Below are 15840 nucleotides of genomic sequence, written 5' to 3' on the forward strand. Positions count from 1 at the left end.
ATATAATGAGAGTAATTAAAATGAGAACGGGGTGATGTATTATGGCGAAAATAACTTATATGAATAATAAACCAAATACAAAGGTGGATGGAAAGGGCGAGACTATATAAGTGAGCGCACGATCCTTCCGCTTAGCTTAAACTAGGGAGGATATCAATTTGAATCAAAATATTTTAGAATCGTTCGGCTGGGATTCTTTTTTTGAGGAACAAGCTGTAGAGAACTTTGAAGTAGGGCGCATTTTACTTGAGCATAAGCATCTATATCGAATTATTTGTAATGATGGTGAATATATGGCAGAGCTTTCTGGGAAATTTCGACATGAAGCAGTAACGAAGGGAGACTATCCAGCGGTTGGTGATTGGGTGTATATAAAGAAAATACAGAATGAAAAGAAAGCAGTTATTCATCGTATTTTTCCGAGAAGAAGCTCTTTTTCTAGACAAGAGGCTGGTACTAGAACGGAAGAACAAGTAATAGCAGCAAATGTAGATTATCTATTTTTAGTGAATGCACTTAACCATGATTTTAATGTAAGAAGAATGGAACGTTATTTACTATTAGCGTATGAAAGCGGTGCAATGCCTGTTATTGTTTTAACAAAGAGTAGCTTATGTGAAGACGTGGAACAGAAAATTGTTGAAACGGAGGCTGTGGCAATTGGTGTTCCGATCTTCGTTGTTGATAGTTTAGAGCATACTGGTATTGAATCGTTGCAGAAATTTGTTTCTTCAGGAAAAACAATTGCTTTAGTCGGGTCATCGGGGGTTGGGAAATCCACTTTGTTGAATGCACTCATAGGAATTGAAGTAGCAAAAACAGGAGATATTCGTGAGGAAGATAGTAAAGGAAGGCATACGACAACTCATCGTGAATTGTTCCGATTACCGAGTGGAAGTTTAGTTATTGATACGCCGGGTATGAGGGAGCTGCAGCTTTGGGAAGGAAGCGATGCAATTCAAACAACATTTTCTGATATTGAAGAACTAGCAAAAACGTGCCGTTTCCGAGATTGTAAGCATGAAAATGAGCCAGGGTGCGCAGTGCATAATGCAATTGATAACGGAATTATTACGATAAATCGTTTGCAAAGTTATAAAAAACTACAAAGAGAACTAGCGTATTTTATGAGAAAACAAGATGCTATTCTTGCAAGAGCCGAGCGTGATAAGTGGAAAAAGATTTCTAAACAGCATAAAAAAATGTGAAAAGCCAAAGGGAACCACCCTTTGGTTTTTGTATTTGTAAATTTTATAATAATATTATTCGTATATATGGACAAAAAGAATTTAATTGTTTAAACTTTACAAAGTATTCATCATAAAAGGTTATGAAAATAACAATTAGGGAATAGTAAATATTTGCAATTCACTAGATTTAACTTATGAAATTGAAAAGCAGGAGGTTTGTAATGGGTAGACTATTAAATTGGTTTCGTGATATGAAAGTAGCAAAAAAACTACTAATTTCATTTTTTGTCATTTTAATTGCAGCTGTCTCTATTATCGGAGGCATGTCTTATCAAACAGCTAAAAAGAATTTTGAATCACAAATTACGAGCAGTGCTCACGACAATATAAAAATATTAGATAATTTGATCAATCAAATGATTGAGGCGAAATTTAATGATGTGAATAATTTTGCACGTGTGATTCAAGGGAATATGTATCAAGGGGACAATCAAGATGAATTACGAAAAATGTTATCCCAATATATCAATTTAAATAAAGATATTGAACAAGTATATGTTGCTGGGAATGATAAGAAATTTGTGCAAGAACCAAATATACAAATGGCAGCGGACTACGATCCAACAGAACGTTCTTGGTATAAAGATGCGGTAGCAAAACAAGGTGGTATTGTAATTACTGAGCCGTATAAGGCAAAAGGAAATGGACATATTGTCGTAACGATTGCAAAACAAACAGAAGATAAAAACGGTGTTGTAGCGGTAGATTTAAGTTTAGATGATTTATTAAAAACAACAAAGTTAATCAATATTGGTAAAAAAGGATATGCTTTCATTTTAGATGGGAAACAAAAAATAATTGCTCATCCACAAGAAAAATCAGGAGATAAGGCAGCTGATTCTTGGGCGAAGAAAATTTACGAAGATAATCATGGTGCTTTTTCTTACTCTTATGGTGATAGTGAAAAGAAAATGGTATTTGCTACGAATGTAAAAACAGGTTGGAAAATTGGCGGGACGATGTACTCAAGTGAAGTAATTGAAGCTGCTCAACCTGTATTTTATAATATGTTAATTGTTATGCTTATCTCATTAGTAGTAGGTGGAACACTTATTTATTTTGTAACACTTTCAATTACGAAGCCTTTAAAGAGATTAGTTGTTACCTCTAAAGAAATAAGTGAAGGGGATTTAACTCAAATAATTGAAATTCATTCTAATGATGAAATTGGTCAACTTGCAAAAGGATTTAATGAGATGACTGATGCATTGCGGACTTTAATCGGAAGAATTAATACATCGGCTGGACATGTTGCAGCAGCATCAGAAGAGCTAACGGCAAGTGTAAGACAAGCGGGTGAAGCGACTGAGCAAATTACAATGGCGATGGATGAAATATCGAGCGGGGCAACAACGCAAACAACAAGTGTAGAAAATGGTGCAATGTTACTATTTGACGTAACAGAAGGAATTCAACATGTAGCAAATAGTTCATCATCAATTAATACGGCTTCTGCTCATACTCGTGAAAAAGCAGAAGATGGCGGAAGACTAGTAGGGAAAACGGTAAATCAAATGCAGTCTATTGCAGAATCTGTTTCACAATCAGATGAAGTTATACAGTTACTAAATAATAAATCAAAACAAATTGGTGACATACTTGAAGTAATTCAAAATATTGCAGATCAAACAAATCTTCTAGCTTTGAATGCAGCAATTGAAGCTGCAAGAGCAGGAGAGCACGGAAGAGGATTTGCAATCGTTGCAGATGAAGTACGTAAATTGGCGGAGAAGTCTAGCGTATCTTCTAGTGAAATTAGCAAATTAATAGGTGAAATACAAGATGACATGAGTAAGACGGTAAAATCTATGAGTCATGTAAATGAAGAAGTTCAATCTGGACTTGTTATTGCGAATGAAACGAAGCAAAACTTTACTGAGATTTTACAATCTACAAATGAAATTGCAGATCAAATTAAAACGATGGTTGAAACGGCTAATGGGATGTCAAAAGGTGCCAATGAAGTATCTATTTCAGTAGGTCAAATTGCAATGACAGCACAGAATAATGCGACGAGTACTCAAAACGTTGCAGCATCAGCAGAAGAACAACTAGCGTCCATTGAGGAGATTAGTTCTGCGGCTGGTACATTATCTCAAATGGCTGAAGAGTTACAAGGGTTAATTGAAAGATTTAAAGTTTAACAGAGGACAGACTATCTCCAAAATAGCAGTATGCTATTGGAGTAGTCTGTTTTTATTATGTAAAATGAAATGGGATGAAGAGTATCTTTATGATATGTAAAGGTATATTTTGTACAATTCTTGTCGAAAAATAGAGGTATTTGTTAACTTTGTGTTTAATTATAATCATATAGAATACAAATAAAAGGAGATTCATATGGGAGTGTACTGGGGTACCAAAAGACATTCTTGGCTTAGTTATGTCTCATTTTGGTTAAGTATTTCGTTTTTTATAGTTTTTTTAATTGAAGTGTTTATTTTAAAAACACTTTCGAATAGTTCAGTGCAAATTGTTAAATATTTTTATTTTATACTTGTACCAGTAAACATTTTTCTTAGTTTAAAGTTACTCTTTAAGAAAAATGAAAAGAAAGCATTACCTATTTTTAGTTTCATTGTATCATTATTATTTACAATTTTAATATTAGTATTAGCGTTAGCAGCTACTGGGAAATTCTTTTAAGGAGAGTGATATAAGTCACTCTCCTTTTTTGTTGTTGCAAGCAAATAATAAGAGGAGGATGGACCAAAATTAAATAAGAGACAATTCATATAGTAATGAAGAAAATCAGTTGTTTTATATGCAGTTATGAAGCAAATGAATACGGTAAGAACGTTGATATATGGTACAATACATATGGATAGTGATAGAGATAAAGGGTATATAAAATACTCATCGTTTTTTAGTAAGAGAGGGGTTATCTTATGCTATACGAGGATTTGATGACATTATTTCAAGCAGCTCCGAAAGAAGAAGGTAGAGGCGGCTGGAAATATATAATCCAGGAACGAAATGATAAATATAAAATTGTTGATAAAATGTTGAAAAATCAAATGAGTGTTGAATTGTATTTTAATGAATATGATGAGGTGAAAATCACTTTATATAAAGATGGAATGCCTATTTCTACTATGCAAAGAATTGCCATTTCAAAAGTTGAATTAGACGAAGAGGAAGAAGGGATTCAATTCGTTTTAGAACGTATGCCTAGTCGGATGATTCGGTTACAATTAAAGCCATATTTAGCACTCGAAATGGGTCCGTACTGGGAAGTATGTGATGATTGTGAATGAACATAAAAGAAGCATCCAATTACATGGATGCTTCTTTTATGTTTTTTGAAGTTGTTTAAAAGCAATAATTGGAAGTAAAATGATGCTGACCCATCCGATTATAGGATATAGAATGTGGAGTAATTCACTGTAACCAACGTAACTAAAGCAATAGCTTATTAGTAAAATGAAGAAAATAATATTGTTACTTTTCCAACCGGTGATGGATTGCATTTGTTTTGTCATTCCGAACACATTGCCAACTAAAGTTGTGAACACTTCACCGAAAATGATAAGAACAAAGAAAAAGTGAAAAGTGGCATTGAATTTCCTTATGACTTCAGCCATTGGAATGTTATATTGATAAAATTGGTCGACTGATAAGATAGCTAAATGACTACATAATAATATTAAAGAAAGTCCTGCCCCACCTAAAATACCGCCCCATAAAATGGCCTTTCGATCTTTTACTTCACTGGCTAACGGGACGAGGACGCTTTGGGCGAGAGAAAGATTTAAGGCGACATATGTAATAGGACTAGTTACCCACTTCATATTCCAGCTTTCTGCAGGAATAGTGTTACTAATAGGAGTTGTACCGTGAAAAAACGTTGTAATAGCAAGTCCGATAATAAAAATCATCATAATAGGTACGACAAGTGTATTAACTTCAAAAACACCTTGTAATCCGCGACTACCTATAAGGAGACAGGCGATCACTGTAATGAAAATACCGAGTTGTCTTGGTGAATGAAGTTGCTCTTCAAATACCGCTCCAGCTCCTGATAACATAACGCTCGTTACACCAAATAATACGAGTAATAATAGTGTATTTACAACATTTCCAAAAACATCCCCAAATAAGTATTTGTTAAATTCTTGTGCTGAAAATGCACCGATTTGTGAGGAGAGCAACATCATCTTTGTGCCAAGCCAAATAAAAAAAAATCCACTTACACATATGCCAAGTGTTCCATAAAATCCGTTCACTGTAAAAAATTCAACAATTTCTCGTCCAGTAGCAAATCCAGCTCCAACGACTGTTCCAATATAAGTAGCAGCGACTTTCTTTGCTACTTGCCATTGTTGATTGTCCATGTTATCCCTCTTTCTACTACGATGAGCTTGATTTACTATTATGCATATGTATGAGCTTGGACAATTAGACGTATGAACTGTTAGAAATCATACATGAATTAAAAGATATTAGGGAAGTATTAAAGGTGTTAAAACTTTGTTACATATGAGCCAATCGTTCGAAAGGATAGGAAATGTATGGTAACATGTAATTAGGTTATGAAAAGATAAACATTATGAAAAGATAAACATTATGAAAAGATAAACATTATGAAATGATAAGAGGAGTGGATTGTATGAGTACGAAAACAAATGTTGTTGAAGTATTAAACAAGCAGGTAGCAAACTGGAATGTGTTATATGTGAAACTACATAATTATCATTGGTATGTGACAGGACCACACTTCTTTACATTACATGAGAAATTTGAAGAGTTTTACAATGAAGCTGGAACGTATATTGATGAATTAGCAGAACGTATTTTAGCATTGGAAGGTAAGCCGTTAGCGACAATGAAGGAATATCTGGCAACATCTAGTGTGAATGAAGGGACAAGCAAGGAATCTGCAGAAGAAATGGTGCAAACATTAGTGAATGATTACTCTGCACTTATTCAAGAATTAAAAGAAGGTATGGAAGTTGCTGGTGAAGCTGGCGATGAAACATCAGCGGACATGTTGTTAGCAATTCATACAACATTAGAACAACACGTATGGATGTTAAGTGCGTTCTTAAAATAAATATAAGTTTATAAAGAAAAAAGCCATTGAAAAATTCTTTCAATGGCTTTTTTGTGATTTTTCAGTTTTCTTTTATGCTATAATATAGTAAAAAGGAGGCGATGCAATGTTTCGCTTTTTCAAAACTGGAAAAGAAGAGCGTGAAATTACGAAAGATGAATTAGAACAAGCGATGGCTAAGTTTCTAGAAAAGAATGCTAATATCGTTTATACAGTATTAGTAAATGATGATTATACAGTAAATTATGATTTGTTAAAGCCATATTTACCTGCATTTCCAACAAATCTTTTTCTGATTACGAAGGAAACGCTTGAGGTATTTGAACATACAGAAGAAAACTTAAACCTAGTTAAAGAAATTGATCTTGTACAAAAGGCAGTAGACCAATATGTAACAGAAAAAGAAATGTTTCCAATTGTAGAAGGTAGTGAAGATCGCCTTATATGCGGAATGAAACTAGGACCTTACTTAGATCGTATATTAAAAAGAGACTTATATATTTCAGAAAAACATTATTTAGTTTCAAGTAAACCAGACAGAAAAAAACAAAAGAGTGGATAGATGTATTGAAAACAACAATAAATATATTGTTGTCTTTTTTTGTTTATAAAAATATTGATTTTTCATTTTATTCAAATTTATACTAAACTTATTGGAAGAAGAGGAGTAATGATTAAGTATTGTTAGCGTGAGTTATATACAGTGATTACAGAATGGTATAAAGGTTTGAGAAATAAATATTATAAAAGATTACGGGGGAATCGGTGTATGAAAAATAGTATGACTTACATTCAATTATTGAATGAAACATTACATTGTTATGCAAAGAAAGGAAGTTTGGAAGCATACACTTATATAATGGAGCATGCTAAAGGTATAGTGGGGAATGAGGCACAAATATATAATTTTAAATATGCACTAGCGTGTGCGGCAGGACTTGAAAAAGAAGCATTATATTTAATGAGAGAGGCCATTATAGAGAAGGGATTTTGGTATGGATATGAGTATTTAATTTCTGATGACGATTTAAAATCCTTACATAAATTTGAAGAGTTTCAGAAAATGGTTCAATTATGTAAAGAAAGAGAAGAATTAGCAAAGAAAGCAGAACGAGCAGACGTGAAATATATAGAAAGCGAGACAAAAGAAAAACTATTTATTGCAATGCACGGTGATCAAGAAAATATAGGAATAATAGAACCATATTGGAAAATTGTTTTGACACAAGATTATACGTTAGCTTTACCACAGTCTTCGCAAATTCAGTTTTCAGATGGTTTTGTTTGGGATGATATACATAGAGGGAAAGAAGAATTAAAAGAGCATTACGATAAGCTTATAGAGAACCGTACAGTAGAAAAGTTAATAATTGGCGGTTTTTCTGCTGGTGCCAGAGTAGCTTTGTATACGATTTTACAAAAAGATATAGTTGTAGACGGTTTTATTTTTATGGCACCATGGCTTCCAGAGATTGAAGAATGGAATGAGTTGTTGGGCGTACTACAGGATCAAAATATAAAAGGATATATAGTGTGCGGGGAGCAAGATGAAGATTGTTTCGAATGTACGCAGCAATTTGTACAATTATTAAGAGATAAGAATATAGAACATAAGTATAAAGTTGTACCTAATTTAAACCATGATTATCCTGAAGATTTTGATGAATTATTAAAAGAAGCTATTGAATATATAGACGGTAAAAGTAATAAGTAGTAAGAAAGGGAGATGCATCATAATTGATGTGTCTCCCTTTTATCTTGCTATTTACCGGGCTGCCCGTAAAACCCCCACAGATTAAAGTTTTACTTTGTCATTATAAATTAAAGGCATTTGCTAGTAAGCGATAAGAATTCAATTTATCTTCAAATTGATGAGTAATTGTGACAATCATAAATTCGTCAGTATTGTACGCTTTACTTAAGTTTGCGATTTGTTCTTTCACAGAAGATGGATCACCGACGATCATACGTTGACGATTTTCTTTTATACGGAATAAATCATAAGCGCTGTATGAATAATTTTGTGCAGTTTCGATAGAAGGAGTACCAGTTGTACGCTTTCCTTGTTCTAGTAATAAGATTGATAAATCTAAACTAGAAGCAATTTTTTCCGCCTCTTCATTCGTTTCTCCGCAAATAACAAAAATAGAGACGATTGATTTTGGTTTATCTCCTAAATAAGAAGGTTGGAATTGTTCCTGATAAGCCTTCATTACTTCAGGGCCGCCGTATCCGTTTATGAACTGTGCGAATGCAAAAGAAGCACCTTGTTTTGCGGCAATCATTGCACTCTCTCCACTAGAACCAAGCATCCACATCTCGGGAGATGTGGAAATTAAAGGAGTAGCCTTTAAATTTGCATAATGATGGTTTTCTGGTACTTGATCATGTAAGTACATTGCAACATTTGCAATTTGTTCTGGATATTGTTCAAGTGAGACCATTTTTCCTTCTTGTAGTGCGCGAGTTGTAATTGGCATACCACCAGGTGCTCTGCCGACACCAAGGTCAATACGATTTGGATAAAGAGCTTCTAAAACGCGGAAATTCTCGGCAACTTTATACGGGCTATAGTGCGGTAACATAACACCACCTGAACCAACTCTTATACGATCCGTTTTTGCTGCAATATGAGAAATAAGTATTTCAGGGCTTGAACCAGCAAGGCTGACGGAATTATGATGCTCAGATACCCAAAAACGTGTGAATCCTAGTTTTTCAACTTCTTGTGCAAGTGTAACTGTATGAGAAAAAGCTTGGGCTGCTGTACTACCCTCTGAAATAGGTGATTGGTCTAATACACTTAATTTGATCATAGAATATACCTCTCAATCTTAATGTACATCCTATTATATATTTACTTACGAAAAATTCGTAATAAAATGCTCAAAATAAAAAGTGGATAAATCACATATCCACTTTTAACGTGAAAATCCTCGTTCATAATGATTCATTTCGACTACATTTAGAATATATTCGTAGTTATCAATCTCAAGTTTTAGTTGTTCCCTCTCTTTTTTAGATAGATTCTTACTACTAAGTTTTTTGCATAGTTGTTGTTTCTTTTCTTCTAAATACTTTTTTGTAGCGTGGTAGTCGTAAGTTTGTTTCATTTTCAACCACTCCTTCTTTGCTGTTGCTATATTATACGAAGTGTGAAGTAATGTGAAAGCTATCTCTTATGTATTTTTAGTGAATATTCCACTTGCTATGCTGTTATGTTTATGGGGAGTTATGAATAAAATGCACTAAACGACTAATGCCCATTTGATGAAGTAAGGGGTGGAATTGTGCAGAAAGATATAATGTATAACACTGAGATGGAGGAAACGTTAAAAATTATAGATAAAGGATTAAAGAAGACGACGAGCCCGAAGCAAATTATTGTAGTAGGGGCCGGCATGGCTGGATTAGTTTCGGCATCTTTATTAAAAGCTGCGGGACATGAGGTGAAAATTTTTGAAGCAAACAACCGGGTAGGTGGTCGCATAGAGACTGTTAGAATGGAAGAAACTGAATTATATTTGGATGTTGGGGCAATGAGAATTCCGTATTCGCACACATTAACGATGGCATATATAAGAAAATTTGGGCTACAGGTAAGTCCTTTTATTAATAGGAATGAGACAGATATCGTTTACGTAAATGGCCAAAAAACGATATTAAAACAATATGAAAAAGATCCAAGTATATTGAAGTATCCTGTGGAAATGAATGAAGTTGGGAAAACATCAGAGGAGTTATTATTATTAGCGGTGCAGCCTATTATAAATTTTATTAAAAAGAACCCAGAGAAAAATTGGGATGTTGTAGTAAAGGATTTTGGGAGATATTCTACAGGACAATTTTTAAAGTATCATCCTTATCAATATCATACTTACTTTTCACCAGTAACAATTGAGATGATCGGCGTTCTATTAGATTTAGAAGGTTTCTTGGAAAGGTCGTTTGTTGAGACGTTACGCTTTATATATATTATGCAAGAGGAGAGTGGATTTTGTGAAATAGTAGGTGGGAATGATAGATTACCAAAGTCATTTTTACCACAATTGGAAGAAAATATTATATATAATCAAAAACTAATGAAGCTACAACAACACGATAACGGTGTAACAGCTTTCTATCGAAACGAGGAAACTTTTGAATATAGTAGTATAACTGGTGATTTAGTTATTATTACAATCCCATTCTCGACAATGCGTTTTGTGGAAGTAGATCCCTTTGATTCTATATCGCATGAAAAATGGAAAGCAATTCGTGAATTGCATTATATGCCAGCGACAAAAATAGGAATTCAATTTAAAAGTCGATTTTGGGAAGAACAAGGACAGTTAGGTGGCAGGATTATAACAGATTTGCCAATTCGTTACGCATATTATCCAAGTCACGGGATTGGAGAAAAAGGACCTGCTATGATGTTAGGCAGCTATACATGGTCTTATGATGCATTGTTATGGGATGGGTTATCAAAAGGTGATCGTATCTATTATACACTACAGAACTTAGCGACAATATTAGGCGGTCAAGTATATGATGAGTTCATGTCTGGCATATCAAAAAGTTGGACATTGGATCCATATGCACTTGGAGGTTTTGCGTTATTTCAGGCAGGGCAAGAATCTGAATTACAACCAGCGATTATAAAAACAGAAGGTAGATTATACTTTGCCGGAGATCATACAACGTTATATCATGGATGGATACAAGGGGCAATTGAATCTGGCGTTCGTGTAGCATTAGAAGTAAATGAATTAAATGTGTAAAATTCGGAAATTTCTTTACTATATAGTTTGAGATGGATATTATTATATATAAAAGAATTATAGGGAGTGTTGAAAGTGAATCCATTATTATTCGATTTTCCTTCTAAATTTTATACTGAAAGGCTATTTATTCGAATGCCGAAACCAGGTGACGGTAAAGCTGTATATGATGCAATTCAAGCTTCTATGAAAGAATTAAAACCATGGATGGTTTTTGCACAAAAAGAGCAAACAGAGGAAGAAGTAGAAGTGAGCATTAGAAAATCGCATATTCAATTTTTGCAGCGTGAGGATTTAAGATTACTAGTTTTTTCGAAAGAAACATGTGAATTTATTGCATCAGCTGGATTACATCGCATTAATTGGGATATACCTCAATTTGAAATCGGGTATTGGATTGATTCGAGGTTTAGTGGAAAGGGTTATATGGTCGAGGCTACAAAAGGTATAACAGATTATGCTTTTTCTGAACTGAAAGCAAACCGCGTAGAAATTCGATGTGATTCTTTAAATAAGAAAAGTAGAGCGATACCTGAGAAATTAGGCTTTAAGCTAGAAGGTACGTTAGAAAGTGCGAGTGTAGCAGTAGATGGAAATGGATTAAGGGATATGTGTGTATTTGCCATGACTAGAGATACATATGAAAGAGAAGAGCTGTAAAGAAACGGCTCTTCTTTTTGTACATTATGGTACAGGATGTCCGTTAGAGCTTTCGAAAATTGTAAACCATTGTTGACGGTCTAAGTTAACTTTTGTAGCAAGAGCGGCCGTTTTAACACGATCTAATTTACCAGAGCCGATGATTGGCAACATTTTAGCTGGATGTGTAAGTAACCAAGCATACATAACGATATCTATACTATCAACACCTAATTCAGTAGCAACTTTTTGCACAGTTTCACGTACACGTACAGCACGTTCTGATTGACTAGTAAAGATTTCTCCGCCAGCAAGAGGTGACCAAATCATTGGATTGATTTGTTTTTCCTGACATAAATCAATTGTTCCTTTTTCAAAATGCTCAAGCTGCAGAGCTGATACTTCAATTTGGTTCGTAATAAGCGGGAAATCTAAGTATGAACTTAACATATTGAATTGGGAAGGTAAAAAGTTAGATACACCAAAATGACGAACTTTTCCTTCTTGTCTTAAGCGTGAGAAGGCTTCTGCCACTTCATTTGGATCCATGAAAGGATCAGGACGATGGATAAGTAATACGTCAATATAATCTGTATGTAAATTTTTAAGTGAAGCTTCTGCACTTTGAATAATATGTTCTGCACTAGTGTTGTAGTGAGCAACATAACGCTCTGGAAATTTCGGTGATAGGGGAGCGATTCCACATTTTGTGATGATTTGCATGTTTTCACGTAAGGAAGGCTTTAGTTGTAATGCCTCTCCGAACAGTCCTTCACACGTATAACCGCCATAAATATCAGCGTGATCAAAAGTAGTAATTCCCATATCCATACAATCTTCAATGAAAGAAAGTAATTCTTGTTTCGTCATATTCCATTCTGCTAAACGCCAAAAACCTTGAATAATACGAGAAAATTGTAGTGTTTCGGCCATTTGAACTCGTTCCATTATATGTACCCCCTTGATGAATAATTATTATTTTGAAAAGGCTTTCTTACTACATGTTATTATATAGTTAATTAGGTGTACAGACAATAAATATGTTTAGCTACAAAAACGTTTTTCTCTATATGCTATAATGTAGAAATATATAGCTATAAGGAGATGTAAGGGATGATTCCAGTAACAATATTAACTGGTTTTCTTGGTTCAGGGAAAACGACACTATTAAATCGCATTTTGTCAGAGAATCACGGTCAGAAATTAGCGGTGATTGTAAATGAAATAGGGCAAATTGGTATCGATAATCAGTTGATTATGAATGTTGAAGAAGAAATTATGGAAATGACAAACGGTTGTTTATGCTGTACTGTACGGGAAGATTTACTCGTTGCGTTAAAACAATTACTGGACGTAAAAGCAGAAGGTAAAATGGACTTTGATGGATTAGTAATTGAAACGACTGGTCTTGCAAATCCAGGTCCTATTATTCAAACATTCTTTTTAGATCCTGTTATTCAATCTGCATACCAAATTAACGGTGTTGTAACAGTAGTAGATAGTTATCATATACATAAACATTTTGAAAAAGGACTAGAAGCAAAAGAACAAATTGCATTTGCTGATGTTGTATTAGTGAATAAGTTAGATTTAATTGAAGAGAGCGAAAAAGAAAATCTCTTGCATGAACTTCAAGGAATAAACCCGACTGCAAAGTTAATTCAGTCGACGAACTGTGATGTGGATATTCCATCGTTACTAAAAATTCAAACGTTTAAAACGAAAGATACGTTACAAATTTATCCTCATACAGAGCATAATCATCTAGAAGGTGTAAAATCGTTTGTACTACGCGAAGAGCGTCCGTTAGATCTACAAAAACTGAATGAGTGGATGTCAGCTGTCGTTCAAGAACTAGGTGAATATTTATACCGCTACAAAGGAATTTTATCGATTGATGGAGTAGATAAACGTATCGTTTTCCAAGGTGTGCATACACTGTTTGCTGCATCATATGATAGAGAGTGGCAAGAGGGCGAAGAACGAGTAAGTGAAGTCGTGTTTATTGGAAAAGATATTAATAAAGAATGGTTCCAAGAACATTTCGAGGAGTGTGTGAAATAAGTCTGCGTTTATTGCAGGCTTATTTTTGGACTTAACTAAGTGTTTTGTAGAAAAATACTAGATTGCCAAAAACGGAGGATTAAAAAACCTGTTTTCACAGGCTTGTATGTTCATCTAAAAGTAACTCCATTACAACACCTATAACAGGGCCTTCATCATCAATATCGCCATTTAAACGGAAGCCAAATGACTCATATAATCCCATTGCAAGTTTGTTGTCTGGATGTAAACTTAAATAGATTGTTTTACATTCAAATTTATTTTGTAAGAATTGAATAAGAAAGCGAAGGAAACGTTTTGCGTATCCTTTTCCTTGATATTGTTGGTCAATCATAAAGCGGTCTAACCATACGCTTTTACGTTTTTCACAATACCATCCGTACATTGCATATCCTACAAGTGTTTCTTCATCATATAACCCTACTGACGTTCCGTTTCTCTCATATAATGATTCTGCTAGAGAAAACGCATTGCTTTCAATAAATTGCTGCTGGTCTTTTGCGACGTTTATAGCAGCTACTGAACGCCAATTTTTTTCTGTTACTTCACAAATGTGAAGATTCATAATTCCAACTCACCTTCTAAATTAATATAGCTTAAAAGCTAATATGGATAATTTTACTTGTTATTGTGGTCAAGTCAAGCAGAAACACATAAATAAGAAGCTGAATGTCATATTCAGCTTCTTATCAAAAGTTGATTAGTTAGTAGCTTCTTTCAATGTGTTTACGTTTTCTTCCATTAAAGTGAAGTAATCTTTATTGCTCTTCGCATCATCTTCAGAAATAGTAGCAAGATGGTTTAAGCGTAAAATTTTTGTACCCGTTTCTTTTTGAATAACGGATGCTACTTTTGGAGTAGAGAATGTTTCAAATAAAATATATTGTAGATTATGTTCTTTTACTGTTTTTGTAATGTCAGCAAGCTGTTTTTGTGATGGTTCATCAGAAGCTGAAATACCAGCGATAGCAATTTGTTTTAGGCCATAGCGTTGTTCCCAGTATCCATAAGCCGCATGAGAAACTAAAATATCTTTCGTTTTTGCATTCGCAACAGTTGCTTTAAATTGATCATCTAAATCAGTAAATTTTGTTTGAAGTGCTGCGAAGTTTTTTTCGAACTCTTGTTTATGGTCAGGTTGTAATTCTACAAGTGCATTTTTAATTTTTTCTGCCTGTTTCATTGCTAGAGTAGGGTCTAACCAAATGTGTGGGTCTTTATCGTGATGATGTTCATCCTCTTTATGGCCATCTCCGTGATCATGATGCTCTTCTTCAGTAGAAGTACGCAGTTCAATACCTTTTGATGCATTTACAATTTTAACATTTTCTTTTTGCAATGTTTTTTCCATTTTTTCAGCAAATGGTTCTAATTCAGCACCGTTATAAACGAATAAATCAGCTTTTGCAACTTGTACAGTTTGTTTTTGACTTGGCTCAAATGTATGAGAATCTGCACCAGGCGGGTAAATCGCTTCAACAGTTACATAGTCGCCACCAATTTTTTTTGCGAAATCTGCAAGAGGAAAAATAGTTGTATAAACAGTTAGCTTTCCGTCTTTTTTGGCATTACCTTCTTTTTTATTTGAGCAACCAGTAAAAATTAAAGTGAAAATAAGTAAGAATGAAAATATAGTCAATCTTTTAGGCATGAAGTTCTCCTCTTTTCTTTTTTTACGGATATATCTTCCCCAATTATAGAAGAAAAATATCATTTTAATACAAAACGGAATAATTACGTTTTAGTTTGCGAACTTAGTATAATACATCTTTTATAAAGTTGCAATAAATAATAATCATTACGATTTGTTTTTGTAATAAAGTTGTCAAATTTGGATGTATTATTTTTAGGAATGCATGCATATGTGACAACGCAGTGTTCATATATATGAAAGGAGGGTGTAGAGGGGGATGAGTGTTTGGGTTACTTAATGGAAGCTATTTTATTGATATTAGCGGTAGTAATACCATTAGCCTTAGTCTTAATTTTTTTAAGAAGATTAATAAGTAATTTAGGAGATGCATCAACCGTAACAAAATTACGAGAGAAAGATGAGAAAAAAGAGTAAGTA

At 34.0% G+C, this 15840-nt stretch carries 17 protein-coding genes; 11 read left to right on the forward strand and 6 right to left on the reverse strand.

The genetic code is table 11. The features are described 5' to 3' along the window. Window positions 1–158 precede the first annotated feature (158 nt). From rsgA to CO726_RS25905, 4 genes are all read left to right on the forward strand, one after another. Window positions 159–1208: a ribosome small subunit-dependent GTPase A gene (gene rsgA / locus CO726_RS25885; protein WP_099686155.1), complete on the forward strand. Its 1050-nt coding sequence runs from the start codon at window positions 159–161 to the stop codon at window positions 1206–1208. Between the two features lie 203 nt (window positions 1209–1411). Next, window positions 1412–3394: a HAMP domain-containing methyl-accepting chemotaxis protein gene (locus CO726_RS25890; RefSeq protein WP_098760563.1), complete on the forward strand. Its 1983-nt coding sequence runs from the start codon at window positions 1412–1414 to the stop codon at window positions 3392–3394. A gap of 196 nt (window positions 3395–3590) precedes the next feature. Then, window positions 3591–3896 (forward strand): hypothetical protein, encoded by a 306-nt coding sequence (locus tag CO726_RS25900; RefSeq protein ID WP_060490078.1) that lies wholly within the window; start codon window positions 3591–3593, stop codon window positions 3894–3896. Between the two features lie 242 nt (window positions 3897–4138). Beyond that, window positions 4139–4507 (forward strand): DUF3979 family protein, encoded by a 369-nt coding sequence (locus tag CO726_RS25905; protein ID WP_099686157.1) that lies wholly within the window; start codon window positions 4139–4141, stop codon window positions 4505–4507. A 36-nt stretch (window positions 4508–4543) separates the two neighbouring features. Here the strand turns inward: CO726_RS25905 and CO726_RS25910 are convergent, their stop codons facing one another. Then, window positions 4544–5584, reverse strand: coding sequence for a YkvI family membrane protein (locus CO726_RS25910; RefSeq protein ID WP_099686158.1), 1041 nt, complete (start codon window positions 5582–5584; stop codon window positions 4544–4546). A gap of 275 nt (window positions 5585–5859) precedes the next feature. Between CO726_RS25910 and CO726_RS25915 the strand changes: the two genes are divergently transcribed. The 3 genes from CO726_RS25915 to CO726_RS25925 all read left to right on the forward strand — a co-directional run bounded on the left by CO726_RS25915 (window position 5860) and on the right by CO726_RS25925 (window position 8017). Continuing rightward, window positions 5860–6303: a Dps family protein gene (locus CO726_RS25915; RefSeq protein ID WP_000105198.1), complete on the forward strand. Its 444-nt coding sequence runs from the start codon at window positions 5860–5862 to the stop codon at window positions 6301–6303. A 106-nt stretch (window positions 6304–6409) separates the two neighbouring features. Continuing rightward, entirely contained in the window at window positions 6410–6865 is a 456-nt protein-coding gene (locus CO726_RS25920; protein ID WP_099686159.1) for a DUF3939 domain-containing protein, read from the forward strand. A 207-nt stretch (window positions 6866–7072) separates the two neighbouring features. After that, the gene (locus CO726_RS25925; RefSeq protein ID WP_099686160.1) at window positions 7073–8017 is read left to right on the forward strand and encodes an alpha/beta hydrolase; all 945 of its coding nucleotides are present in this window, start codon (window positions 7073–7075) and stop codon (window positions 8015–8017) included. 100 nt (window positions 8018–8117) lie between these two features. Here the strand turns inward: CO726_RS25925 and CO726_RS25930 are convergent, their stop codons facing one another. Next, window positions 8118–9119: an LLM class flavin-dependent oxidoreductase gene (locus CO726_RS25930; RefSeq protein WP_099686161.1), complete on the reverse strand. Its 1002-nt coding sequence runs from the start codon at window positions 9117–9119 to the stop codon at window positions 8118–8120. Window positions 9120–9224: 105 nt separating this feature from the next. Beyond that, window positions 9225–9416, reverse strand: coding sequence for a DUF3896 family protein (locus CO726_RS25935; RefSeq protein ID WP_098760555.1), 192 nt, complete (start codon window positions 9414–9416; stop codon window positions 9225–9227). Window positions 9417–9593: 177 nt separating this feature from the next. On the opposite strand from CO726_RS25935, the gene CO726_RS25940 reads away from it, so the two are divergent. Together CO726_RS25940 and CO726_RS25945 are read left to right on the forward strand one after the other, a co-directional pair. Continuing rightward, complete coding sequence (locus CO726_RS25940) at window positions 9594–11066, forward strand: flavin monoamine oxidase family protein (RefSeq protein WP_136699854.1); 1473 nt, start codon at window positions 9594–9596, stop codon at window positions 11064–11066. A 75-nt stretch (window positions 11067–11141) separates the two neighbouring features. Continuing rightward, window positions 11142–11726: a GNAT family N-acetyltransferase gene (locus CO726_RS25945; protein WP_099686162.1), complete on the forward strand. Its 585-nt coding sequence runs from the start codon at window positions 11142–11144 to the stop codon at window positions 11724–11726. A gap of 24 nt (window positions 11727–11750) precedes the next feature. Here CO726_RS25945 and CO726_RS25950 read toward each other — a convergent pair whose 3' ends face one another. After that, window positions 11751–12653 (reverse strand): aldo/keto reductase, encoded by a 903-nt coding sequence (locus tag CO726_RS25950; RefSeq protein ID WP_099686163.1) that lies wholly within the window; start codon window positions 12651–12653, stop codon window positions 11751–11753. Window positions 12654–12818: 165 nt separating this feature from the next. Between CO726_RS25950 and CO726_RS25955 the strand changes: the two genes are divergently transcribed. Beyond that, the gene (locus CO726_RS25955; protein WP_099686164.1) at window positions 12819–13769 is read left to right on the forward strand and encodes a CobW family GTP-binding protein; all 951 of its coding nucleotides are present in this window, start codon (window positions 12819–12821) and stop codon (window positions 13767–13769) included. Between the two features lie 94 nt (window positions 13770–13863). Here the strand turns inward: CO726_RS25955 and CO726_RS25960 are convergent, their stop codons facing one another. Further along, window positions 13864–14334, reverse strand: a complete 471-nt coding sequence (locus CO726_RS25960) for a GNAT family N-acetyltransferase (RefSeq protein WP_099686165.1) — start codon at window positions 14332–14334, stop codon at window positions 13864–13866. A gap of 135 nt (window positions 14335–14469) precedes the next feature. Further along, the gene (locus CO726_RS25965; RefSeq protein ID WP_098760551.1) at window positions 14470–15420 is read right to left on the reverse strand and encodes a metal ABC transporter substrate-binding protein; all 951 of its coding nucleotides are present in this window, start codon (window positions 15418–15420) and stop codon (window positions 14470–14472) included. 267 nt (window positions 15421–15687) lie between these two features. On the opposite strand from CO726_RS25965, the gene CO726_RS31960 reads away from it, so the two are divergent. Beyond that, window positions 15688–15837, forward strand: coding sequence for a hypothetical protein (locus CO726_RS31960; RefSeq protein ID WP_169513085.1), 150 nt, complete (start codon window positions 15688–15690; stop codon window positions 15835–15837). The last annotated feature ends 3 nt before the right edge of the window (window positions 15838–15840 follow it).

Origin of the sequence: Bacillus fungorum, assembly GCF_002746455.1 — a bacterium.
Taxonomy (GTDB): Bacteria; Bacillota; Bacilli; order Bacillales; family Bacillaceae_G; genus Bacillus_A; species Bacillus_A fungorum.